The 25,047-nt window shown below is 27.3% G+C and carries 26 protein-coding genes; 19 read left to right on the top strand and 7 right to left on the bottom strand.

Annotated elements, in window-relative coordinates:
* The first annotated feature begins 8 nt into the window (after positions 1–8).
* Genes rfbA through KO500_RS05995 form a run of 12 tightly spaced genes read left to right on the top strand, consistent with a single transcriptional unit; the run spans position 9 to position 11,749 of the window.
* Positions 9–875, top strand: a complete 867-nt coding sequence (rfbA, locus tag KO500_RS06050) for a glucose-1-phosphate thymidylyltransferase RfbA (RefSeq protein WP_215955603.1) — start codon at positions 9–11, stop codon at positions 873–875.
* Entirely contained in the window at positions 875–1,420 is a 546-nt protein-coding gene (gene rfbC, locus KO500_RS06045) for a dTDP-4-dehydrorhamnose 3,5-epimerase (protein WP_215955602.1), read from the top strand. Before rfbA ends, rfbC begins: the two co-directional genes overlap by 1 nt.
* Positions 1,417–2,196: a dTDP-4-dehydrorhamnose reductase gene (rfbD, locus tag KO500_RS06040; protein ID WP_215955601.1), complete on the top strand. Its 780-nt coding sequence runs from the start codon at positions 1,417–1,419 to the stop codon at positions 2,194–2,196. Before rfbC ends, rfbD begins: the two co-directional genes overlap by 4 nt.
* A gap of 21 nt (positions 2,197–2,217) precedes the next feature.
* Positions 2,218–3,405, top strand: a complete 1,188-nt coding sequence (locus KO500_RS06035) for a UDP-N-acetylglucosamine 4,6-dehydratase (protein WP_215955600.1) — start codon at positions 2,218–2,220, stop codon at positions 3,403–3,405.
* A 5-nt stretch (positions 3,406–3,410) separates the two neighbouring features.
* Positions 3,411–4,550 (top strand): LegC family aminotransferase, encoded by a 1,140-nt coding sequence (locus KO500_RS06030; RefSeq protein ID WP_215955599.1) that lies wholly within the window; start codon positions 3,411–3,413, stop codon positions 4,548–4,550.
* Entirely contained in the window at positions 4,547–5,191 is a 645-nt protein-coding gene (locus tag KO500_RS06025; protein ID WP_215955598.1) for an acetyltransferase, read from the top strand. The genes KO500_RS06030 and KO500_RS06025 overlap by 4 nt, the downstream gene beginning before the upstream one ends.
* Positions 5,188–6,189, top strand: coding sequence for an N-acetylneuraminate synthase (gene neuB / locus KO500_RS06020; RefSeq protein ID WP_215955597.1), 1,002 nt, complete (start codon positions 5,188–5,190; stop codon positions 6,187–6,189). Before KO500_RS06025 ends, neuB begins: the two co-directional genes overlap by 4 nt.
* Positions 6,186–7,298, top strand: coding sequence for a UDP-N-acetylglucosamine 2-epimerase (neuC, locus tag KO500_RS06015; protein ID WP_215955596.1), 1,113 nt, complete (start codon positions 6,186–6,188; stop codon positions 7,296–7,298). The genes neuB and neuC overlap by 4 nt, the downstream gene beginning before the upstream one ends.
* A complete protein-coding gene (locus KO500_RS06010) occupies positions 7,285–8,331 on the top strand; it encodes a nucleotidyltransferase family protein (RefSeq protein ID WP_215955595.1) in 1,047 nt (348 codons plus the stop codon). The genes neuC and KO500_RS06010 overlap by 14 nt, the downstream gene beginning before the upstream one ends.
* A gap of 1 nt (position 8,332) precedes the next feature.
* Positions 8,333–9,010 (top strand): cytidylyltransferase domain-containing protein, encoded by a 678-nt coding sequence (locus KO500_RS06005; protein WP_215955594.1) that lies wholly within the window; start codon positions 8,333–8,335, stop codon positions 9,008–9,010.
* A complete protein-coding gene (locus KO500_RS06000) occupies positions 8,994–10,382 on the top strand; it encodes a BNR-4 repeat-containing protein (RefSeq protein WP_215955593.1) in 1,389 nt (462 codons plus the stop codon). The genes KO500_RS06005 and KO500_RS06000 overlap by 17 nt, the downstream gene beginning before the upstream one ends.
* Positions 10,382–11,749: a hypothetical protein gene (locus KO500_RS05995; RefSeq protein WP_215955592.1), complete on the top strand. Its 1,368-nt coding sequence runs from the start codon at positions 10,382–10,384 to the stop codon at positions 11,747–11,749. Before KO500_RS06000 ends, KO500_RS05995 begins: the two co-directional genes overlap by 1 nt.
* On the opposite strand, the gene KO500_RS05990 is transcribed toward KO500_RS05995, so the two are convergent.
* The 5 genes from KO500_RS05990 to KO500_RS05970 form a co-directional block, all read right to left on the bottom strand.
* Complete coding sequence (locus KO500_RS05990) at positions 11,705–12,463, bottom strand: glycosyltransferase family 2 protein (RefSeq protein ID WP_215955591.1); 759 nt, start codon at positions 12,461–12,463, stop codon at positions 11,705–11,707. The two genes, KO500_RS05995 and KO500_RS05990, sit on opposite strands and share 45 nt — an antisense overlap.
* Positions 12,453–13,298 (bottom strand): O-antigen ligase family protein, encoded by an 846-nt coding sequence (locus KO500_RS05985; protein WP_215955590.1) that lies wholly within the window; start codon positions 13,296–13,298, stop codon positions 12,453–12,455. The genes KO500_RS05990 and KO500_RS05985 overlap by 11 nt, the downstream gene beginning before the upstream one ends.
* A 397-nt stretch (positions 13,299–13,695) precedes the next feature.
* On the bottom strand, positions 13,696–14,895 hold the full coding sequence (locus tag KO500_RS05980) for a hypothetical protein (RefSeq protein ID WP_215955589.1): 1,200 nt from the start codon (positions 14,893–14,895) through the stop codon (positions 13,696–13,698).
* A 9-nt stretch (positions 14,896–14,904) separates the two neighbouring features.
* On the bottom strand, positions 14,905–15,411 hold the full coding sequence (locus KO500_RS17490) for an acyltransferase (protein WP_215955588.1): 507 nt from the start codon (positions 15,409–15,411) through the stop codon (positions 14,905–14,907).
* On the bottom strand, positions 15,383–16,642 hold the full coding sequence (locus tag KO500_RS05970) for an oligosaccharide flippase family protein (protein ID WP_215955587.1): 1,260 nt from the start codon (positions 16,640–16,642) through the stop codon (positions 15,383–15,385). Before KO500_RS05970 ends, KO500_RS17490 begins: the two co-directional genes overlap by 29 nt.
* A 163-nt stretch (positions 16,643–16,805) precedes the next feature.
* Here KO500_RS05970 and KO500_RS05965 point away from each other — a divergent pair, with 163 nt between their 5' ends.
* Genes KO500_RS05965 through purD form a run of 3 tightly spaced genes read left to right on the top strand, consistent with a single transcriptional unit; the run spans position 16,806 to position 20,475 of the window.
* Positions 16,806–18,158, top strand: a complete 1,353-nt coding sequence (locus KO500_RS05965) for an exopolysaccharide biosynthesis polyprenyl glycosylphosphotransferase (RefSeq protein ID WP_215955586.1) — start codon at positions 16,806–16,808, stop codon at positions 18,156–18,158.
* 22 nt (positions 18,159–18,180) lie between these two features.
* Complete coding sequence (locus KO500_RS05960; protein WP_215955585.1) at positions 18,181–19,161, top strand: UDP-glucuronic acid decarboxylase family protein; 981 nt, start codon at positions 18,181–18,183, stop codon at positions 19,159–19,161.
* Between the two features lie 42 nt (positions 19,162–19,203).
* Positions 19,204–20,475, top strand: coding sequence for a phosphoribosylamine--glycine ligase (gene purD, locus KO500_RS05955; protein ID WP_215955584.1), 1,272 nt, complete (start codon positions 19,204–19,206; stop codon positions 20,473–20,475).
* Between the two features lie 38 nt (positions 20,476–20,513).
* Here the strand turns inward: purD and KO500_RS05950 are convergent, their stop codons facing one another.
* Positions 20,514–20,741, bottom strand: coding sequence for a DUF6341 family protein (locus tag KO500_RS05950; RefSeq protein WP_215955583.1), 228 nt, complete (start codon positions 20,739–20,741; stop codon positions 20,514–20,516).
* A gap of 39 nt (positions 20,742–20,780) precedes the next feature.
* On the opposite strand from KO500_RS05950, the gene KO500_RS05945 reads away from it, so the two are divergent.
* The 3 genes from KO500_RS05945 (at position 20,781) to KO500_RS05935 (ending at position 23,440) form a co-directional block, all read left to right on the top strand.
* A complete protein-coding gene (locus tag KO500_RS05945; RefSeq protein ID WP_215955582.1) occupies positions 20,781–21,713 on the top strand; it encodes a DUF6427 family protein in 933 nt (310 codons plus the stop codon).
* Between the two features lie 69 nt (positions 21,714–21,782).
* Positions 21,783–22,385 (top strand): DUF4254 domain-containing protein, encoded by a 603-nt coding sequence (locus KO500_RS05940; RefSeq protein ID WP_215955581.1) that lies wholly within the window; start codon positions 21,783–21,785, stop codon positions 22,383–22,385.
* A gap of 8 nt (positions 22,386–22,393) precedes the next feature.
* Positions 22,394–23,440: a glycosyltransferase family 9 protein gene (locus tag KO500_RS05935; RefSeq protein ID WP_252732433.1), complete on the top strand. Its 1,047-nt coding sequence runs from the start codon at positions 22,394–22,396 to the stop codon at positions 23,438–23,440.
* Here KO500_RS05935 and KO500_RS05930 read toward each other — a convergent pair.
* On the bottom strand, positions 23,437–24,051 hold the full coding sequence (locus KO500_RS05930) for a TetR/AcrR family transcriptional regulator (RefSeq protein ID WP_215955580.1): 615 nt from the start codon (positions 24,049–24,051) through the stop codon (positions 23,437–23,439). The two genes, KO500_RS05935 and KO500_RS05930, sit on opposite strands and share 4 nt — an antisense overlap.
* A gap of 280 nt (positions 24,052–24,331) precedes the next feature.
* Here KO500_RS05930 and KO500_RS05925 point away from each other — a divergent pair, with 280 nt between their 5' ends.
* Positions 24,332–25,030, top strand: coding sequence for a TIGR04282 family arsenosugar biosynthesis glycosyltransferase (locus KO500_RS05925; RefSeq protein WP_215955579.1), 699 nt, complete (start codon positions 24,332–24,334; stop codon positions 25,028–25,030).
* The last annotated feature ends 17 nt before the right edge of the window (positions 25,031–25,047 follow it).

Raw genomic sequence — 25,047 nt, 5'->3', positions numbered from 1 at the left:
GTTTAAAAATGAAAGGAATTATTTTAGCAGGTGGATCAGGAACACGTTTACACCCATTAACTTTATCCGTAAGTAAGCAATTAATGCCTATTTATGATAAACCAATGATATACTACCCGCTATCAACACTAATTTATGCTGGAATTAATAAAATTTTAATTATATCAACCCCTAAAGATCTACCCTTATTTAAAGATTTACTAGGTAATGGAAAAAAATATGGTTGCAGATTTGAATATGCAGTACAAGAAGCACCAAATGGACTTGCTGAAGCTTTTTTAATTGGAGAAAAATTTATTGGAAACGATAAAGTTGCTCTTATTTTAGGAGATAATATTTTTTATGGTTCTGGTTTAGCTGAACTTCTTCAATCAAATAATAACCCGGATGGAGGAATTATTTATGCTTATCGAGTAAATGACCCAGAACGTTATGGGGTTGTAGAGTTCAACGAAGAAGGCAAGGCTATTAGCATAGAAGAAAAACCCCTGCAACCAAAATCTAATTATGCAGTACCTGGCATATATTTCTATGACAATGAAGTCGTAGATATTGCAAAAAATATAACACCAAGCAATCGTGGAGAACTTGAAATTACAGATATTAATAAAGCCTATTTAGAAAAAAGCAAATTGAATGTTAGTATTTTAGACAGAGGCACAGCATGGCTAGACACAGGAACATTTCAATCATTAATGCAAGCATCACAATTTGTAGAAGTTATTGAAGAACGTCAAGGGTTAAAAATTGGCTCTATAGAAGGAGCTGCATACGAAATGGGACTAATAACTAAAGAGCAACTTATTGCATTAGCTAAACCTTTGATGAAAAGTGGATACGGCAAAAACCTATTAGGTATATTAAAAAAAAAATAATGACAGCAAAAGAAACCTTTTTAAAAGGTTGTTTTGTATTAAAACCTCAAATTTTAGAAGATAATCGAGGTTGTTTTTTTGAAAGTTTTAATCACAGGACTTTTAAAGAATTAATAAAAGACAATGTAGACTTTGTACAAGACAATCAATCACATTCAAATAAAGGTGTTATAAGAGCACTTCATTACCAAAAGGGTGTTCATTCCCAGGCAAAATTAGTACGGGTTTTAAAGGGCGCTGTTTTAGATGTAATTGTTGACCTAAGAAAAGACTCTAACACTTTTGGAAAACATTTCTCCATTGAACTTTCTGCAGAAAATAAAAGACAATTGTTTATCCCAAGAGGATTTGCTCATGGATTTTCAGTTTTAAGCGAAACAGCAGAATTTTTTTACAAATGTGATAATTATTATAATAAACTATCTGAATCAGGCATAATTTATAATGACCCAACTTTAAATATAGATTGGAAAATTGAAGAAGAAAATATTATCATTTCTAAAAAAGATAAAAAACTACCTAAATTTAAAGATCTAATTATATGAAGAAAGTTTTGGTAACTGGAGCTTCCGGACAATTAGGACTAACAATACAGGATATTCATAAAAAATATGAAAATTTAAAATTTGTATTTAAAGACTCTAATAAATTAGACATTACAAATCTAAATGCTATTCAAAAAATATTTACAAATGGTAATTTTGATTATTGTATAAATTGTGCCGCCTATACAAATGTTGAACAATCTGAAAAAACTCCTGAAATTGCTTTTAAAATTAATGCTAAAGGAGTTGAAAATCTAGCTTTAGCTTGCAAAAATGAAAATGTAGTTTTAATACACATATCAACAGATTATGTATTTGATGGCGAAAAACTAGAACCATATACAATTAATGATATTCCAAACCCAATTAATGAATATGGAAAATCAAAGTTAGAAGGAGAAAAATATATTCAGAAAATATTAAATGATTATTATATAATTCGAACATCATGGTTATACAGTAAAATACATGGCCATAATTTTTACAAAACCATATTAAAAAAAGCAAAAACAGGAGAACAAATAAAAGTAACTGATGAACAAACTGGTTGCCCTACAGATTCTGTAAATTTAGCTACATTTATCATAAATCAAATTGAATCTAAAAATAAACTATTTGGTATTTATCATTATTCAGATGACAAACAAATGACTTGGTTTGACTTTGCTAAAACAATAATAAATTCTTATAATCTGAACGCGTCACAATTACTTGTTTTAGATAGGAATTATCGTACTTTTGCTAAGAGACCTGTTTTTTCTATTTTAAAAAATTAAAAAAACTCTAAACTTTAATAGATGAATAAGTTAACCTTAATAGGAAGGCAAAAAGAATTATTTACTTCAGATATTGATGAAAATTCAGAAAAGCTCTATAAAATTGTAAGCTCTTCGAAGTTTTTAGTGATTGGAGGTGCAGGATCAATAGGTCAAGCAGTAGTTAAAGAAATTTTCAAAAGAAACCCATTAAAACTTCACGTAGTTGATATAAGTGAAAATAACCTAGTTGAAGTTGTAAGAGACCTAAGAAGTTCTTATGGCTATATCGATGGTGACTTTCAAACTTTCGCCTTAGATATTGGGTCTATTGAGTATGATGCATTTATTGAAAAAGATGGAAAATATGATTATGTTTTAAATTTATCAGCCTTAAAACATGTAAGAAGCGAAAAAGACCCTTACACATTAATGCGTATGATTAATGTAAATATTTTTAATACTGAAAAAACATTACAACAATCTATCGATAAAGGTGTTAAAAAATATTTTTGTGTTTCTACCGACAAAGCTGCAAATCCAGTTAATATGATGGGAGCATCAAAACGCATCATGGAAATGTTTTTGATGAGAAAAAGTGAACATATAAAAATTTCTACAGCACGTTTTGCTAATGTCGCTTTTTCAGATGGATCATTGCTACATGGATTCGATCAAAGAATTAAGAAAAGACAACCAATTGTTGCGCCAAATGACATAAAAAGGTATTTTGTAATTCCTAAAGAGTCTGGTGAACTTTGTTTAATGTCTTGTATTTTTGGAGAAAACAGAGATATATTTTTCCCTAAGTTAAGTGAGCAATTAGATTTAATCTCTTTTGCTGACATTGCAATTAAATACCTTAAAGAATTAGGCTATGACTCTCATTTGTGTAAAAACGAAGAAGAAGCAAGAGAACTTATAAAAACACTCCCGCAACAAGGAAAATGGCCTTGTTTATTTTCTTCTAGTGACACAACAGGTGAAAAAGATTATGAAGAATTTTTTACCGAAAAAGAGACCCTAGATATGGAGAGGTTTAATAACCTTGGGATAATTAAAAATGAATTAAAATTTGATAACGAGAAATTGAATTATTTCACTGAAAACATTCAAATTTTAAAAGAAAAAAAATGTTGGAATAAAGAAGAAATTGTTTCACTTTTTTTTAAATTGATTCCAGATTTTGGACATAAAGAAACTGGTAAATATTTAGATAGTAAAATGTAAAATATATGTTGCAAGAGTTTATATCATTTACAAAAAAAACCTTCAATACTGAAGAATTTATTCCGCTACATGCTCCAATTTTTCTTGGAAATGAAAAAGAGTATTTAAATGAATGCATAGACTCTACTTTTGTATCTAGTGTAGGTAAATTTGTTGACCAATTTGAAGCAGATTTAGCAAAATTTATAGGCGTAAAACATGCCATTGCAACATCTAATGGTACTGCCGCACTACATATAGGGCTTTTAATGGCTGGTGTTCAAGAGGGTGACGAAGTAATTACCCAACCATTAACTTTCATTGCTACTTGTAATGCTATAAGTTACATTAAAGCTCAACCAGTATTTGTAGATGTAGATAAAAAAACACTAGGTTTATCAGCAGAAAAATTGAAACACTTTTTAGATAAAAACGCAGTAGTAGTAAATGAAGAGTGTATTAATAAAATAACAAAAAGAAAAATAAAGGCTGTAGTACCAATGCATACTTTTGGTTTTGCCGCAGATATTACTGAAATTATAGACATCTGTAACCAATATAGCATTAATGTTGTTGAAGATGCTGCAGAATCTTTAGGCAGTTATTACAAAGGAAAACATACAGGAACACATGGTTTAGTTGGTGCATTTAGTTTTAATGGTAATAAAACCATAACTACTGGTGGTGGTGGTATGCTAGTAACTAATGATGATTCTATTGCTTTAAAAGCAAAACACATAACCACCACTGCAAAAATACCTCATCCATGGGATTATGAACATGATATGGTAGGGTTTAACTATAGATTACCAAATATTAATGCCGCGTTAGGTTGTGCACAACTAGAAAAACTACCTTATATTTTAGAACGAAAAAAAATATTATCTAATAAATATGATACTTTTTTCAAAAACAAAACTATACAATATTTAAAAGGGCCTAAAGACTCTAATTCTAACTATTGGCTTAATGCGATAATTTTAGAAAACTTAAAAGAAAGAAATAATTTTCTTAAAGTAACAAATGAAAATGGAGTTATGACTAGGCCTATTTGGAAATTAATGACCAAACTAACTATGTTTAAAAATTCACAAATTGGAAACCTTGATAATGCAGAATGGCTTGAAGAGAGAGTTGTAAATATTCCTAGTAGTGTAATAATATGAAATCACTTTATATTGTAGGTGCAGGCGGTGCCGCAAAAGAAATTTTTTTGTTGATTAAAGAAATTAATCAATTAAACCCTATTTATAAATTTAAAGGCTTTATTGATGTTTCTACCCAAGATTTTCTAAAAATAGGAGATGCAAAATATCCCATTATAAATGAAATAGAATTTTTAAACCGTAATAATAACGAAATAGCTATTATTTTTGGATTAGCTGATATAAATAAACTAAAAAAAATTGTTAGATTATATAAGCAAAATGACAATTTTGAGTTTCCTAATTTAATACATCCAAGCGTACAACTTGATAATAGTATTAACATGGGCATAGGAAATGTAATTACTACACAATGTGTTTTTACAGTTGATACATGTATAGGTTCATTTAATTATATTAACAGAGGAACACATATTGGCCACGATTGTAAAATAGGTTCATATAACGTAATAAACCCTTGTGCAGTTATTTCTGGCGGTGTAGAAATAGGTGATAAAAATTTAATTGGTACTAGAGCAACAATTCTACAATATTTAAAAATTGGATCAAAAAATACAATAGGCGCAAGTGCATTATTAACTAAAAACCTAGAAAATAATTTTTGTATGATAGGTGTTCCAGCAAAACAAATGGTAAAATGAATAAAACACTAATTATTGCTGAAGCAGGTGTAAACCACAATGGTGATATTAATTTAGCGAAAAAACTAATAGATGTAGCTTCTAATGCTGGAGTTGATTATGTGAAATTTCAAACTTTTAACTCAAAAAAATTAGTAAGCAAAAATGCTGAAAAAGCTAAATATCAAAAAGAAAATACAAAAACAAATTCTAGTTCTCAATTAGAAATGCTTCAAAAATTAGAACTAACTAAAGAAATGCATTTAGAACTAATTAGGCATTGCAAAGAACAAAATATTAAGTTTTTATCTACTGGTTTTGATTTAGATAGTTTAGATTTTTTAGATAAGTTAAATATTGATTTATTTAAAATACCTTCAGGAGAAATAACTAACCTACCCTACTTAAGAAAAATAGGTTCCTTTGGAAAACCAATTATTATTTCAACTGGTATGGCTGATTTAAAAGAAATTGAAGATGCAATTAATGTTATTTTAAATGCAGGAGCATTAAAATCTTCAATTACTGTATTACACTGTAATACAGAATATCCTACTCCAATGCAAGACGTTAATTTAAACGCCATGCATACTATAAAACAATCATTTGATGTGCCAATAGGCTACTCAGATCATACCTTAGGTATAGAAATACCTATTGCCGCTGTTGCCCTTGGCGCAACAGTAATAGAAAAACACTTTACACTTGACAAAAACATGGAAGGGCCTGACCATAAAGCCTCATTAGAACCACATGAGTTAAAAGATATGGTAACTTCAATACGAAATATTGAGAAAGCTATGGGGCATGGTATAAAAGAACCTAGCAATAGTGAAATAAAAAACAAGCCTATTGCAAGAAAAAGTATCATTGCTAAAACAACTATAAAAAAAGGTGAAATTTTTAGTGAAAAAAATATCACAATAAAAAGACCCGGAACAGGTATTTCTCCAATGCTATGGGATAAAGTAATTGGGCAAAAATCAAGTAAAGATTATTTAGAAGATGATATAATATGAAAATAGGTGTTTTAACAAGTTCAAGGGCTGATTATGGTATATATTTACCTCTTTTAAAAAAAATAAAAAAAGATTCTTTTTTTTCACTTGAAATAATAGCTTTTGGCACCCATTTATCAAAATTTCATGGCTATACAATCAATAACATTATTGAAGATGATTATGCTAAACATCATAAAATAAGCTCATTAATTACAAATGATAATGAGCAAGATATTTCAACTTCTTATGCGCTTACTGCATTAAAGTTTGCTGATTTTTGGAGTCAAAATAAATTTGATTTAATTATTTGTTTAGGTGATAGGTTTGAAATGAATGCTGCAGTACAATCAGGAATTCCATTTGGATTAAAATTCGCACACATACATGGCGGAGAAACTACATTAGGTGCTATTGATAATATTTACAGGCATCAAATAACCTTAGCTTCAATAATTCATTTTACAGCAACAAAAGAAAACGCAAATAAAGTAGCAAAACTAATTGGTGATAATAAAAATATCTATACAGTTGGAGCATTAAGTTTAGATGAAATAAATGATTATACCCCTATTGAGAAAAATTTATTTTACAAAAAATTTAATCTTAAAAATAAACCATATGTTTTAGTAACATTTCATCCCGAAACAATATCAGTTTCAAAAAATAAAGAGTACGCAAAAGAAATGAGAAAAAGTTTAGTAATTATAGCTAAAAAAATAAATATTGTCATTACAATGCCAAATGCTGATACAGTAGGGAGTGTTTTTAGGGAAGAAATTTATGAATTAAAAAAAAATAAACCAGAAGAAGTAACGTTAATTGAAAATTTTGGGAAAATCAATTATTTTTCAGCAATGTGGTATGCCAGCTTTTTAATTGGAAATACTTCTAGCGGAATAATAGAAGCTGCTTCTTTTAACAAATTTGTGCTTAATGTTGGAGATAGACAAAAAGGAAGAACACAAAGTGATAATGTTATTGATGTTGCCTTTAATAAAAAACAAATTATTTCAAAAACTAATTCTATTTTAGAAAAAGGGAAATATCAAGGTTCAAATGAATATTTTAAAGGAAACGCCTCCTTGAACATTTTAAATAAAATTAAAGAATTTTATGAGAAATTATAAAGAACACTTATTAAGTGCTGATAAAACAATAAAACAAGCACTTCAAATATTAAATGAATTGGCTAGCGATGCTATTTTATTTATTGTAAATATTGATAATAAGCTTATCGGCTCTTTAACTGATGGAGATGTCAGAAGAGGTCTTTTAAGAGATGTTTCAATACAAGATAATGTAAAAGAAATAATTCAAGAAAACCCTCGATTTATAAAAAAAGGCGAAGATAATATTCAAAAAATTATTGAATATAGAGAAGGTAATTTCAAAATTCTTCCTGTTTTAGATAAAGACGATAGGGTTGTTAATGTTATTAATTTTAGAAAACTCCGATCATATTTACCTATTGATGCTGTTATAATGGCAGGAGGAAAAGGAACTAGGTTAAGACCTTTAACTGAAAAAACACCAAAACCTTTACTAAGAGTTGGTGATAAACCAATAATTGAACACAATTTAGATAGGTTAGCTTTATATGGCATTGATGATTTTTGGTTATCTGTAAAATATTTAGGGGAACAAATAGAAGATTATTTTGGAAATGGAAATGTGAAAAATATTTCTATAGATTATGTTTGGGAAGACGAGCCTTTAGGAACTATTGGTGCTGTTTCAAAAATTAAAAATTTTAATCATGACTATGTTTTAATAACTAATTCAGATATACTAACCAACTTAGATTATGAGAACTTCTTTTTAGATTTTATTAGTCAAGATGCTGATTTAGCTGTTGTAACTATACCGTATCAAGTCAACATTCCATATGCAGTTTTAGAAACTAATAAAGGTTTTGTGAAAAGTCTTAAGGAAAAGCCTACTTATACCTATTACTCAAACGGAGGTATTTATTTAATAAAACGTTCAGTATTAAAATTACTTCCAGAAAGTAAATTTTACAATGCTACTGATTTGATGGAAGAATTAATCGCAAAAGAATACAAGGTTTTATCATATCCATTAGCAGGCTATTGGTTAGATGTTGGTAAGCATGAAGATTTTGACAAGGCGCAAAAAGATATTAAAAAAATTAAATTTTAAAATGAAAGCATTAGTTGTAATACCTGCACGCGGAGGCTCAAAAGGTGTCCCAGGTAAGAACATTAAAAAACTTAATGGCAAACAATTAATAAACTATACAATTGAAGCAGCTAGGCACCTGTTTGAAGATAAAAATATTATTGTTTCAACTGATGATAATAAAATAAAAACAGCAGTAGAACAATCTGGCCTAAAAGTTCCTTTTTTAAGACCAGCTTATTTAGCCACTGATGAGGCAAATAGTTACGATGTAATAATGCATACCTTAAAATATTACCTTGAAAAAGGCAGTAAACCTGAAGTAATTATTTTACTTCAACCAACATCTCCATTTAGAACTCAAAAACACATTACAGATGCTTTAAAATTATATAATAGCTCTTTAGACATGGTAGTTTCTGTAAAAGAATCTTCATCAAACCCATATTACAACTTATTTGAAGAAGAAGAAACAGGTTACTTATTAAAATCTAAAAAAGGTAAATTTACTAGAAGGCAAGATTGTCCAAAGGTTTGGGAATATAATGGAGCTATATATATTATTAATGTATCCACTTTTTTAAAAGGTGATTTTTCAACTTTTAAAAAAATAAAAAAATATGAAATGGATGAACTTTCATCGATAGATATTGACACCAAATTAGATTGGAAAATTGCAGAATATGTTATTAAAGAATAATACTATAAAAAATACATCAACATTAATTCTTTTAATAGCATTTAATCTTATTTTTTGCCAAAAAAAGAACAACAAAATTTCAATAACTTCTATTTCAAAGCAAGGTTCATCTAGAGCCACTGCTTACATTGATTCAAATAAAATAATAGAAACTAAAGATAAAATTTTTGTTACTTATCTTATACATAATACTAACAAAGAATATATCGCTTTAAAAGAATACGATAAAAATACCAAAAAATGGTCAACAGAAATTGTTTTAGATTCAGTATCCGATAACCATGGCGGAGGGTCTATTGTAATAGATTCTAAAGGGTATCTTCATATAGCTTATGGTCCACATGTTGGGCCATTTAACTATAGAAAATCTAAGTATCCAAATAATTGTAAAATATGGGAAGAAAAAATCTTAATTGGAAGTAATATGACATACCCATCTTTAGCAATTAATAAAAATGACGACTTATATTTATTAGGCAGAAATACAGTTTCTAGAGGCGCGTGGTCATTAATGCTATTTTCTAAAAATGTGAATGAATTAAAATGGACTAAAGGCAAAATATTATTAAAATCAAACTTTGAAAAATTACCTTCATTTGGTAAATTAAAAGATAATCCAAAAAATTTAACCGTAAAAAATGGTTATACAAGGTGGAATAAATCAATAATTATAGGTGATGATGATATTATACATATTTCATTTAAAAATTATGAATTTCATCCAAGAAATAAAAAATATAAATTTACTGACAACAGAAATGGAGGATCTTATTTTGTTGGTTATATGTATTCAAAGGATAATGGGAAAAGCTGGTTAAATAATGGAAAAAAATTAAGCCTTCCTAGTTATTCAGCAGATATTGAACTTGTATCAGGAAATTCAAATCCAGAGTTTTCAATGGCAAATTACGGTATAAGTAACATAGCTTTCAATAATGGAAAGCCTTACTTTGTTTACTCTAAAGAATTAAACAGATCGTCAAAGTTATTTCTTACTTTTAAGAAAAAAGGTAAATGGTTTCATAAAGAAATTAAATTAGATAAAAATAGTACTGATTACCTTTATAGCCCTTCTGCAATTTCTTTTTTCAAAAAAAAATTATACATTGTTGCTACAGCAATGCCAAAAGATCTTTACTTAAAAAATGAATTATGGGGAAAAAAACAGCAACACACGAGTTTAAAAATATTAAAATTAGATTCATCTTATGATCTTTTAGAAACCTATTCAACTAAAGATCTTAATATAAAAAGCCCTTCTTGGCTACCTAACATAAGTAGGTATGACAATAATGGTCCAAAATTATTATTTACTCAAGGCCTAAGTAATTCAAAAAACACAGAAGTCTATTTTATGAAAATAAAAAAATAATGTCCTATAGCCAAATTGAAAAAGATTTTGATGTTTCAAAAATTAAGCACAAAAACACCTGTATCTGGCCAATAATTAAAAGTTATTTAATTACACTAGAACCTTCAAAAAATGAGATCTTAAAAAAAACATCCTCACAAGTAATTTGGACTTTACTTAAAGGTGTGGTTCCTGATATTTTTTCAATATATAAAGTTTACAAATCTGATAATTGGGTTTTTACAAATTCAGAAAGAAGGTATGCAATAAATAACATTCATTTTGATAGAATTACTTCTGGATTATTAAAATACACTACGAACTATGTTCTTTTTGAAAATCCAATACCTAAAGGAAAAACTAAATTTAAAAAATTACAAAAAGGGGAATTTATAATAGGAATGTCTTTCATTTTTTTTATTCAATTTATTCTTTTAAAACTTATAAAAAAGCCAAATATTAAAGGATTAAAGAAACTGGAAAAATACTTAAAAAAAGATTTAGAAAGTATTAAAAATATTTATCACAGATACCATGTGGGGTTTTTGTTTTATAATTTTATATTTAAATTTAAAAAACCAAAAGCAGTATTTGTAGTTTGTTATTATTCAAATTTTGGGTTGCTAAAAGCTTGTAAAAAAAATAAAATACCAGTTATTGAACTTCAACATGGCTTAGTTACAAAAGAACACCGTGCTTATAATTTTTCTTCATATTATGGAGATGAGTATATTCCTGATTATTTTTTAAGCTATGGGCCCTATTTTACCAATATTATAAAATCAACTAATTTTGTAAGTGAAGAGAATATACTTGATTACGGCTATTCTTTCATATTTGAAGTAAATAAAAATTTAGAAAAAAGTATTGAGTTTACTGAAATTTCTAAAAAATTTGAGAAAGTTATTTGTATAACTGGCCAACTAGAAAATACTGATACTGAATTGTTATCATTAATAAATTCTGTTGCTGAAAAATTTAGCAAAATCTGTTTTATCTACAAACCAAGAAATACAAATAATAATGTTAACTTTTTAAAAAGAAATAATATTTTAAAATGGGAAAAAATAAATACTTATGAACTTATAAAATTTAGTGATTACCATATGACGGTATATTCAACTTGCGCTTTAGAGAGTTTAGCTCTTGGCACCCCAAATATATCTGTTGATATTGATGGCCTTTATTCAACCCACTTAAAGGGTATTATTGGTGCAAATAAATACAACCATGTTGTTACTGATAAAAAATCATTAGAAAGTCTCTTAGACCACATTAAAAGTTCTAAAAATAACTCAAAAAAGGTCGCTGAATCATCAAATTATATATTTTCACCTATGATATCAAGAGATTCTTTCTATAATTTTTTTAATAAAATAGTAGAATAAAAATCTTACCATTAATAATAAACTCATGAATTTATTATAACCTAATGCATTGTTATAAAAGTTAAAATTATACATAAACAAATCAAATTTATTTGCTGAAATTGAATTGTCATGTTTACGATAATTTGTTAACTCTAATGGTAAACAATATGCATATTTAGACTTTTTTACAATGTTAATAAAAAGACTCCAGTCTTGCCTTTTTCGCATATTAACCATGTAAATTTTACCTAATTTTTCTGCATCATATATAACTGTTGAGGTTAAGATATAATTATTTCTTAATAAGTCATTTTTAGAAACTTTATTCTTACAACTAATTAATGTGTTTTTAGTTTTTGAAAATTGAATATAATTAGTGTATGTAAAACTATAATTGTTTTTAAGCATAAACTCTAATTGCAACTTTAACTTATCCTCATTCCAATAATCATCATTATCAAGAAAAGCAATAAAAACTCCTTTTGCAGCCTTAATAGCCGAGTTTCTTGTTATTGCTGCGCCTTGATTGGTCTCAAGTATAATTGGAGGTAAAATTCTTGAATCATTATAACTATTTATAACCTCTACGCTTTTATCTTTAGAATTATCATCACAAATTATTAACTCCCAATTAGTATATGATTGGTTAAGTATTGAATCTATACATTCTTTAAGATAGTCAGCACCATTATAATTTGGAACTACTATAGATACTAATGGATTATTCATCATTTGTAAGGGTAATATTGTTGTTAATTATTTTAGTTTGTGCAAAGATGGCTAAGAAAATTACAAATAAAAATACACCGCGTTGACGGTATAAAATGCACTCCATTAATAATAATATTGAAAAACATATCCAGAAAAAACATATGTATAATAAGTTTTCTTTAAAGCAGTTTCTTATTATTAAAATTAATAAACTAATTAATACCAAAACACCTATATAACCCCAATCTATAAAATTATTTATATATTGATTATGTGCATTATATGTACTCGTTTTAAAAGGGAATTTAGTAGTAAATTTTAAATCATAAGTGTCTTTTATCTTTTTATCTGCTAAACCTGTGCCATCTATACCCCCACTACTATCAAAACAAGCTTCTAGCCCAATAATATATACCTTTAACCTATTATTCACAGAATAATTTCTTTCTAAAATTAAATCTCTTTTTTGGTACCATTCAAACACTTGAGAATACCTATTAAAAAGAAGAGTATCTTTGAATAAATAAGCTGATGAAAATAAAAGGGAAATAGTTAAAATAAAACCAAAAAAATATTTAATATATTTTTTATTTTTTAATGAAATTACTAAAAGAAATAAAAAGCCTCCAAGAATTATTGATATTATAATTGCTCTAGACCCCATCATAAAAAGGTGAAGTAACAAATAAAAACCAAGTAATATTCTAATTTTTATAGTAGTTATTTTAAACTGATATAAGAGTATTCCTGATAAAAACGAATAGAGACTAAGGTAAATATGTTCAAAATTTCCTCCATCAGTATATCGTGTATATAAAAAACGGTAATATTCTCTGCCTGCTTGAGAAACAAACAAAGATTGGTTTTTTATAATATCTATTATTGCATACGTATCAAGTAATATTAAAAAAATAAAATTTACCGTTATAAAAATCTTTATAAGATTATAAATATGATTTTTATAAAAAAGAAAGTAGTAAAATATTAAAGGAAAAAACAAAAAAGGTAATAGCCGAATTAAATAATTAGGTTTAGAATTTATATCAAAAAACAAGCCTAATAATGCCAATAAAAAATATAAGATCATTAAAACACTTATATACTTTTCTTTTAAAAAATCACTAAATTTATTTAACTTTTTAAAACATAAAAATATAGCAAATATAATAAGTGCTATAAATGATATTGAACTTATATTCTCTTTTGCAAATAAGCTTATAAAAAATATAACGCCTAAATAATATCCAATTTTTCTAAATAATTTTGTTTTCAATATTCTTTAATTTTAAATAAGGAATAAATAGTATTGCGGCAAAATTAAACATAACTAAAATCATCCTTAATACACTCGTATATGAAATTTCTGCCATACCAAGCAAATAGAAAAATATAAAAATGTTCCACCAGAGGTAAAGTCTTCTACTATCCATATTATCTGTCCCTTTGATAAAAAAGAAAGTAAAAATCAAAAAAGTCACATAAATAAACATGGTAATAAAATAACCATACCTTACATGTAAATCACCAAGAAAAATTGTTGGTGCTGCTCCTTTTTCATTTACACTAGGATATATAAATTGAAACGTTTCTCTTTTTATAACTTGATAATCATAAATGTTTCCTTCGTACAAACCTTTTCTGTCTAGAGAAATTCTTGTTATAAAAGCAGAACCTTGGGTAACAAAAAACCTACGAGGTGGTGACTCTAAAAGGTAAAAAAAAGTTTCTTTATTAAATTCTCGACCCTTACTTAGGGTATAAATAGTTAGCAAACCAACTAAAGAAACTAAACCAATTAATAAATATTTAAAATTAAAACGAATACCCGAAAAAAATAAAGCGAAAATTACAAAAAATGAGACTAAGCCTTTATGACCCCCTGAGGTAAGTATAAATATTACTAATAAAAGCATTAAAATTTTTGAAATATTACTTTTCAAAAACTTAATAAAAAAGAAATAACCCGATGGTACAAATACCATAAAAAAAGATGAAAATGTATAAAACAATTTTACTTTACCTGATTGATCAAGCCTATCTGGCAAATGTCCTGTTAATACAAATTTGGTTAAAGGTAACTCATTAAAATAGAAAAGTAAATACCCTAATACTAGCGTATACCATAGTACAAAATATAAAAAAATAACTGTAACATTTCTATCTCTATAATTTTGAAAAAAACGATTAAAAAAACTTTTATTCAATCGTTTTAAAAAATAAAAATAAACTAGGGTGCAGAAAAAAACAGAAATTCCATAAATTTCAAACAGTACTAAATCTTGATCATCAAAGCTATGTGCGTATGTTGTAAAACCAAGCTCATAATAGATTGGCGGACCTATAAAAATTAGACTAACAAAAAAGAAATGAATAATAAAAGTACTAGTATACAATCCTTTTCTAATTATATAGAATAAATTAAAAATAAAAATTAATAAAAGTAGATATATCATACTTTCTAATTAAAAAAAAGATTTTTTATTTATTAAATCATCGTAATGATCACTGTTTCTTTTCGAAAATACTTTTGCAGGATGCCCCCCCGCAATAGCTAAAGCTTCAATATCAGAAACAACAACGCTTCCGGCTTGAATAATTGCCCCTTCTCCTATTTTTACACCTCCTAATAACGTTACATCCATACCTAACCAAACATTATCTTCAATAATAACATTTTTAGAAATAATAGTTTCATCATATGGTAATTTTTTACCATTATAATCATGTATATCTGTAATAATTTTACAACCTTTTCCTGAATGAAAATTATCTCCGATTAAGACATTACCTTTCCCATAAACATGTAATCCATTAAAATGAAGGTTTTTTCCTGTTTTTGTTTTATTGGTCAAATAAGTAAAGCCATTAGCCTTAATTTGTGCCTTAAAATCATTATTACTTAATTTTGCAATAAATGTAAATATGAATGTCCTTATTTTTCTAAATAACGTTATTATTAATTTTTTCATTTTTATTATTAATTAACAATTTTTCAAGTAATAAATAAAGAACTAAGTATGATACTAGGGTTGCAAATGCTGCCCCTAGAAGGCCATATTCATTTATCAAAAAATAATTCAAAATAAGATTAATTACCGCTGTAATGAATGATAATTTAGCGATTGAAATAGTCTTTTCATAATAGAACAAATAAGCAACTTTAAATCTATAAAGACCATTAAAAAAATAACCCAAAATTAAAACTCCATATATTTTATTATCTACGATATAATCATATCCAACATAATATTTATATATCAAAGGTATAATTAAAAATAAAACACATGAAAAAGCAAATAACACAATAATATACTTCTTATATAAATTGGGTATTTTATTTAAAAACTCTTCTTTTTTAGAAGTCATATTCTTCATAAAATATGGGGTCCATGCCATATTAAATGAATTTATAAGCAGGCTCAAAAGCATACACAATTGGTAAACAACAGAATACTTACCTAATTGTGAAACATCCAATATATCAGCAATAAAATATCTATCTGCGTAATTAAGGATACTAGCAAACAAAGTATGAAATATTAAAGGAGTAGAGTAAATAAAAATTTTCTTTAAAACTTCTTTATTAATTTCAAAACTAATTTTACTTTGATTAATCAAAAGATAAAGCACATAAAAAAAAGTAATTGATGTTGAGCAAATTATTGCTAATACACGCAACATATAATCATCTATATAATATAAAAAAATAACCGTTAATGATATTTCTAATAAAGATTTTAAAATTCTAACTATAGCAAATTGTTTAATTTTTTCTTCATTTCGTTTCAACATTAAAAACCCTTCAATAACTATGTTTAATGACACATAGATTATTATCAATAAAATTAAAATTTTTAAGTTTTCTGGAATTAAAAAAATTTTAGTTAAAAATAATACTACTGCACTTGCGATTATAAAAAAAAAACCTAAAAGAAAAACAGATGAAAAAAGTGAAGAAAGGTATTTTTTTTTGTCAGAAAAAACATAGTATAATTTACTAATTGATTGAACAAAGCAAAGTCCTATTAATGGTGTTATGAAAATTGCAGATGTTGAAAACAAATCCAATATACCAATATCCTCTGGTGTTAAGTTTAAAGTTAGAATTGGAAGAACAATAAATGGTGTTATTGAATTAAATAAATTTATTAATGTATATCCACTAAAATTTAGTATTAGAGATTTATTTTTAAAATTCATTTAAAATAATTAATTTATCCATTTAGTTATTAGAACAAAAATAATACTATTATATAAAGATTAAGAAAGTTTTGCTATTTTTAAATCAAAGAAAGAAGAACTCTTGTTATGTAATAAACTTTAAAAATATATATTTGTTTTAAATATTAATTATAACTTTTGAATGTTTAATAAGCAAAATAATTTTATAAGTTTTTTAACTCCAATCATTTATTTAGTAGATATATTAATTATAAACTTTTTCGCAAAATTAGTTATAACTAATTTTCAAAAACCATTTTTGTTTAATATTTACATAACAATATGTTGGATTCTAATTTCTATAATTACTAAATTTTATTCAATTTATAGATTTTCTAAAATAACTTATATTTTAAAAAATTTCATAAAACAGTTTAGTCTATTTTTTTTAATTCTTTTTGCATTTTTAGGTTTTTTTAAGCAATTAAATATTAGTAGATTATTTTTTCTAAAATATTATCTAATTGTTACGATAATAATTTTCTTACTTAAGTTTGGAAAATATATTTTATTATTAAAATTTAGAAAAATTTTTAAAGATTATAAATCTAAAGTAGTTGTTATTGGTAAGAATAAAAAAACAAGTCAACTAATAAATGTTTTTAATATAAGACCTGAATACGGGTATAATTTTGTTAAAGGGTTTGACACTAAAGAGAAAGGGTTTAATCTTAAAAATGTTTATAATTACATATTAAACAATAATGTCAATGAAATATATTGTTCTGTTTCTGAATTAAAAAATTCTGAATTAAATGAAATAATAAATTTTGCAGATAATAATATTAAATTATTAAAATTTATTCCAGATAATAAGAACATTTTTTCTAAAAAATTGAAATTTGAATACTATGATTATATCCCTGTATTATCCTTAAGAGATATTCCTCTACACAGCTCTCTAAATTCAGTTTTAAAAAGATTTTTTGATATCATTTTTTCAATATTTGTCATAATTGGCTTATTATCATGGTTAACCCCTATAATTGCTTTAATTATTAGACTTGAATCAAAAGGCCCTATTTTTTTTAGACAATTAAGAAATGGAATTGATAATAAAGAGTTTTATTGCTATAAATTTAGATCAATGGGCTTAGATAATGGCGGAGATAGGTTTCAAACAGTAAAAAATGATATGCGTGTTACAAAAGTTGGTAAATTTATAAGGCGAACCAGCATAGACGAATTACCTCAATTTTATAATGTGCTATTTGGAAATATGTCTGTTGTTGGCCCAAGGCCACATATGCTAAAACTATCTTTAGAATATGAAGCCATCGTAGATAAATATATGTTACGTCAATTTGTAAAACCTGGTATTACAGGATTAGCTCAAGTCAGAGGATATCGTGGAGAAATAGAAGAAGATTCTGATATAATAAATAGAGTCAAATTTGATATTTTCTACGTTGAAAATTGGTCACTAATATTAGATTTAAAAATTATTTTACAAACAATTATTAAAGCAATTAATGGTGATGAAAATGCTATTTAAAATACATAATTCATTAAGATAAATGAAAAAAGTACTTATAACCGGTGCAGCAGGTTTTTTGGGTTCACATTTATGTGATCGTTTTATTAAAGAAGGATTTTATGTCATTGCAATGGATAACCTTATAACTGGAGACCTTAAAAACATTTCTCACCTATTCCCTCTTGAACAATTTGAGTTTCATCATCATGATGTAAGTACATTTGTACATTTAGAAGGTAACGTTGACTATATTCTTCATTTTGCTTCACCTGCAAGTCCAATCGATTATTTAAAAATACCTATTGAAACTTTAAAAGTTAGTTCATTAGGGACTTTAAATCTTTTGGGGTTAGCTATGCAAAAAAAATCAAGAATACTCGTTGCTTCTACTTCGGAAATTTATGGTGACCCACTTGTTCACCCACAAAATGAAGATTACTATGGTAATGTAAGTTCTATAGGGCCACGTGGTGTTTATGATGAAGCAAAACGCTTTATGGAATCTTTAACCATGGCTTATCACCGTTATCATGGTTTGGATACGCGCATTGTTCGTATTTTTAATACATATGGATCTAGAATGCGATTAAATGATGGTCGTGTAGTTCCCGCTTTTATGGGACAAGCTTTACGTGGTGAAGATTTAACAGTATTTGGTGATGGATCACAAACAAGATCTTTCTGCTATATTGATGATCAAGTAGAAGGTATTTACCGTTTATTAATGAGCGACTATACTGATCCGATTAATATCGGAAATCCACATGAAACCACAATACTTGAATTTGCTCAAGAGATTATAAAACTTACAGGCACAGATCAAAAGATAATTCACAAACCTTTACCTCAGGATGACCCTCTACAGCGCCAACCGGATATTAGTAGAGCTAAAGAAATATTGAGCTGGGAACCAAAAACAAACCGTGCTGAAGGTTTAAAAATTGTTTATGATTATTTTAAATCGTTATCTCCTGAGGAGCTTCAAAAAAAAGAACATCGTGATTTCTCTAATAAATCATAGCTAATTCAAATCCAATAGATATTTTTGCACAAACCTTCAATTATGAACATTCTTATTCTTGGAGCGGGTGGTAGAGAACACACACTTGCTTGGAAATTAAAACAAAGCACAAAACTTACACAACTATTTGTTGCACCTGGTAATGCTGGAACAGCATCTATAGCAGTAAATTTAAATATTGGTGTCAATGATTTTGACTCAATTAAAAATGCTGTTGTTGATCATAATATAGATATGGTTGTTGTTGGACCTGAAGATCCGTTAGTAAATGGCGTTCATGATTTCTTTTTAAATGATGAAACTTTAAAAAATATTCCTGTAATAGGTCCGCAAAAAGCCGCAGCTACTTTAGAAGGTAGTAAAGATTTTGCGAAAGAATTTATGATGCGTCATAACATTCCTACTGCTGCATATCAAAGTTTTACTTCTGATACATTAGAAGATGGTTATAAATTTCTAGAAACATTAAAAGCACCTTACGTTTTAAAAGCTGATGGTTTAGCTGCTGGTAAAGGAGTTTTAATATTAAATAATTTACAGGAAGCTAAAGACGAACTAAAAACAATGCTTGTTGATGCTAAGTTTGGTAGTGCAAGTACGACTGTTGTTATTGAAGAGTTTTTAGACGGTATAGAATTAAGTGTTTTTGTTTTAACTGATGGTGAAAATTATAAAGTTTTACCAACTGCTAAAGACTATAAACGTATCGGTGAAGGTGATACTGGTTTAAACACTGGTGGTATGGGCGCAATTTCTCCAGTTCCTTTTGCGAATAAGGAGTTTATGGATAAAATACACACAAGAGTTGTAAAACCTACTGTAGAAGGTCTTAAAAAAGACGATTTGCCATATAAAGGATTTATATTTATAGGATTAATTAAAGTAGACAACGACCCAAAAGTAATTGAATATAATGTCAGGTTAGGTGATCCTGAAACTGAGGTTGTTATTCCTAGAATAAAAAATGATTTAGTTGAGGTTTTTGAAGCAGTCGCGAATCAAACTTTAAATACGATCGACTTAGAACTAGATGAACGTACAGCAACAACTGTTATGGCAGTTTCTGGCGGTTATCCTGAAGCTTATGAAAAAGGTATTGAAATATCAGGATTTGAAAATGTAAATGATGCTACAGTTTTTCATGCAGGTACAACTTTAAAAAATGACACAGTAGTAACTGCTGGCGGTAGGGTTTTGGCTGTTACAGCTTTCGGAAATGATTTTAAAGAAGCACTAGAAAAATCATATGAGAGTATGGAAAAGATACATTTTGATAAAATGTATTACAGAAAAGATCTTGGTTTTGATCTATAAGAATTAATAAAAAAGCCCTTTTTAATAAAGGGCTTTTTTTATTTTCCTAAATAAGAATGAGCAGTAACATCTTTTCTTTCTTCTCCACCTTCGTTATATTTTTTCAATTCTAACATCCAGTAAGTAAAGGCTACAGCACCAACTATCATGAATATCCAGTTTAACGTATTTGCTGCCCACCAGCTATGCATAAAACGCAACGCATCAAGAGGGATAAATAATACGTTTACAAATAAATCTTCAATTGCTTTAAAAAATGATTCCATCTTAATTATATTTACCACACAAAAATATAAAAACCCAAGATGATATCAAGCATTTTTGGCAAAACAAAACCAATTAATTTCATTATTATACTTACTTTCTTGTTTGTATTCTATTGGGTTACGGTTTATTTTATCTTCTCAACACCTTTTATTACTGAACATTTACTGGGTTATTTGCCTGCAGTTAGTGCGTTATTAATTAATGTACTTTTAATCGATTTTATTATAAAACGCAATAAAATAACAGGTAGTAACTCTTTTACTATTTTATATTTTGCATTACTAATAATCGTTTTTCCTGAAATTTTGATGGATCAAAATAGTATATACTGTACTTTTTTTATCCTTTTAGCGGTTAGACGACTATTAAGTATTAAATCATTAAAAGATGTTAAGCGTAAGATTTTTGATGCCACTTTATGGATATTAATTTCCAGTTTATTTTACGACTTAGCACTACTCTATCTCGTATTAATCTACGTTACAATTTATATTTATGACCCTAAGAATATTCGCAATTGGTTGGTGCCAATAATAGCAATAATAACATTTAGTATTTTACTATTAATGATTACCACATTAATAGGTCAAAAAGACTTTATTTTAAATCACTATCAATTTTCTGTGAAAATTACATGGGAATATATTTTAGAATGGAAAAGTAGTCTTAAAGTAATCTTATACATTCCTACAGCACTAACCTTAATTATATTTACATTTATAAAACTTGCTTCATCTGGCCAAGGGCGAATCAATACAATGCGACTTGTAACAGTTTTCTTTTTTGTAGGATTAATAATTACTATAATTAAATCAACACATGAAATTGCACCAATATTAATTACATTCTTTGCTACTTCAGTTTTTATGACTAATTATATTGAAAACATTAAAAAACCAAAAATCAAAGAAGTGATTTTAATTTCTTCTATAATTGTTCCTTTAATAGTTTTATTGGTAAGATATACTTAAAATTTCTAACTAGATTCTTCACCAAAAATTGAATTAAAAAAAAGTATCTTTGTTATAAATTTTGAGTTTATGTTTAGTGAATTTGCATTTGCAATTTTTGAAAAAAGTATAGAAAAATATCATATTGAAGATGATGTATATCAATCTTTTGAAAACCCATACACAAAGGATGAAATCTCACATTTGCTATACAGAAAAAATTGGATAGATACTGTACAATGGCATTATGAAGATATTATTCGTGACCCTAACATAAACCCTGATGATGCATTAATTTTGAAACGAAAAATTGATGCTAGCAACCAAGATAGAACTGACTTAGTTGAATATATTGATAGTTATTTTTTAAATAAATACCAATCGGTTAAAATTAAGGATAACGCTACAATAAATACAGAAAGTCCTGCTTGGGCTATCGACCGTTTGTCTATACTTGCGCTAAAAGTATATCATATGAAAGAAGAAGCTACAAGAACTGATGCTTCTGAAGAACATATTAAAAAATGCCAATCTAAATTAGCAATCCTTTTAGAACAGAAAAAAGATTTATCTACAGCAATTGATCAGTTAATAGCAGATATTGAAAATGGTAGTAAATACATGAAAGTCTATAAACAGATGAAAATGTATAATGATGATGAGTTAAACCCTATACTCCGTGGTAAAAAATAATTTTACCAATGATTCAAACATCAAAAAAACATATACTAGTTATTAGGTTATCTGCAATGGGTGATGTTGCAATGACAGTGCCTGTTCTAAAAGCATTAACACAACAGTATCCTGATATTAAAATTACTATGCTTACCAGAGGTTTCTTCAAGCCTATGTTTTCTCAATTGCCGAACGTAACTATTTATGAACCTGATTTAAATGGAAAACATAAAGGAGTTTTAGGACTTTTAAAATTGTACAAAGAATTAAAGAATTTAAAAATTGATGCAGTTGCTGACCTACATAATGTTTTAAGGAGTAACATACTAAAATTTTACTTTAAGAAAAGTAAAATTCCTTTTTATCAAATTGATAAAGGAAGGAATGAGAAGAAAGCTTTAACGGCAAGTAAACAAAAAAAAATAATTCAACTTAAAACCACACACAAAAGATATTCTGACGTATTTGAAAAACTTGGTTTTAAAATAGACTTAAATGAAATACCTAAAAACTCAAAAATTTCCATTGCGCCTGAAACTCAAAAACAGTTAGGGGTTGACACAAAAAAATGGATAGGTATTGCTCCTTTTGCTGCTTTTAAAGGCAAAATGTATCCATTTGAACTTATGGAACATGTGGTTAATGAATTAAATAATACTGGTAAGTATAAAATAATTCTATTTGGTGGTGGTGACAATGAAAAATTACAGCTAGACACTTGGCAAAATAAGTACAGTAATTGCATTAATATGACCAAGAGGGTTTCTTTTTCAGAAGAACTTGCCATTATCTCGCAATTAGATTTGATGCTTGCAATGGATAGCGGAAATGCTCACATTGCTGCTATTTATCAAATACCAACCGTTACATTGTGGGGGGTAACTCATCCATTTGCAGGATTTTATCCTTTTAATCAGAATCCAACAAATGCGTTATTAGCTGACAGAGAAAAATTCCCATTAATACCAACCTCAATTTATGGAAACAAATACCCGAAAGGCTATGAGAAAGCAATGGAAACAATTACTCCAGATGTAATTTTAAATAAAATAGAACAGGTGTTATATAATTAAGCTGTTTGTTTATTAGCCATAGCTCTAAGGTAAAAACGTATTTGTTGCATATATCTATATCTAAGTGCTGTTGCACTACCTTCAACCATTAAAGTTCTTATTCCTAAGAACGAAGAAATAATATAACTAGCAACACCTTCACAGTCTATATGACGGTCTACATAACCATTGAACTTTCCTCTTTGTAAAGTAGACACTAAATTAACCTCCCAAATTTTCAAAGTATCGTTTAAATACTTCATAATTTCAGGGTTACTTCCATTAAATTCCGTAATAAAGTTTTGTAATACAAATCCATAATCATATTCGTTATGTTCTGCAGTTTGCAAAGCATCTTCTAAACAATTAGTAATAAGGTCTATTGGATTATCGTGCCCTTCAATTGGCTCAATAAGCATACTATATACTTTTTTCACCACTAGGCTTTGAAGTATACTAATGAAAAATTCTTCCTTTGATTTGAAGTGATAATAGAAAGCTCCTTTAGATAAGTTTAATTCTTTTAAAATATCATCAACACTAGTACTATAATATCCATTTTTATAAAACATTTCAAGTCCAGTAACTTGCATTTTGTGCATGGTAGCAATACGTTTTGTGCTTTTTTGCATAAGATTGGGGTTTTGGGGTAAACAGACCCATAGGTCTTTAACAAAGTTAATTAAGATCATAGTTACAACTTAAGAATCAGGTTAAACCATAACTAAAACTCGTTGAACCTCATAAAAATGGTATAATAAAGCTGATTCTTAAAAAAACCAAACCCATTAGTCTGTTTTATCGTAATTACAACGATACTAATTATAAAAAAGTTGACTATTTTTAGAACTAATATTATTATTTTTAAAATGTAAGTTAAGGTTAAAACTTTTTTCCCGACAAAAATCAATAATGATACCAAATAACAACAAAACAGTTTTATTCGTTTTCTCACTTTCTGCATCTATTGAAGCAGAGAGAAAACCAATATTTGGGTCTAATAAAAAAAAAGCATCAAAAAAGTTTTTTAATCTACTTAACCAAAAAACTTTAAATGTTGCAAAAGAAAGTGGTGTTGATGTTGTTCTTTTAGATGAAACTAAACAAAAAGGTTCTACTTTTAGTGAGCGTTATTTTAATGCTTATAAGACTTTATTTGATAAAGGGTATGAAAAGGTTATTTCAATAGGAAATGACACTCCTAACTTAACATCGCTTCACATAAAAAAAGCCATATGGTTATTATCAAATCAAGATATAGTTTTTGGCCCTTCAAAAGATGGTGGTGTTTACCTTTTAGGGTTTAATAAATCTACTTTTGATGAAAAAGCGTTTAAAAATTTCTCTTGGCTAACGAGTAATTTATCAAGAGAAATAAGAACTTTTGCTTTAAAAAGCTCAAACTCACTTTCAATTTTAGAAACCTTATCAGATATTGATTCTAAAAACAATGCATTAGAGTTTGCATATTCAAATAGTAATTCAACTTTAGCTTCTTACATATTAGATAATTTCAATGTAGAGGAAGAATTAATTGACACTGCAATTGTCAATGTTGCATCATATGGTTCACTCAATACTTTTTCCTTAAGAGGCCCTCCAACCTTATAATATTTCCGTAGTAGCAT

This window comes from Cellulophaga baltica (assembly GCF_018861125.1).
Classification (GTDB): Bacteria; Bacteroidota; Bacteroidia; order Flavobacteriales; family Flavobacteriaceae; genus Cellulophaga; species Cellulophaga baltica_A.
This window is presented reverse-complemented; position numbering and strand designations above follow the sequence as displayed.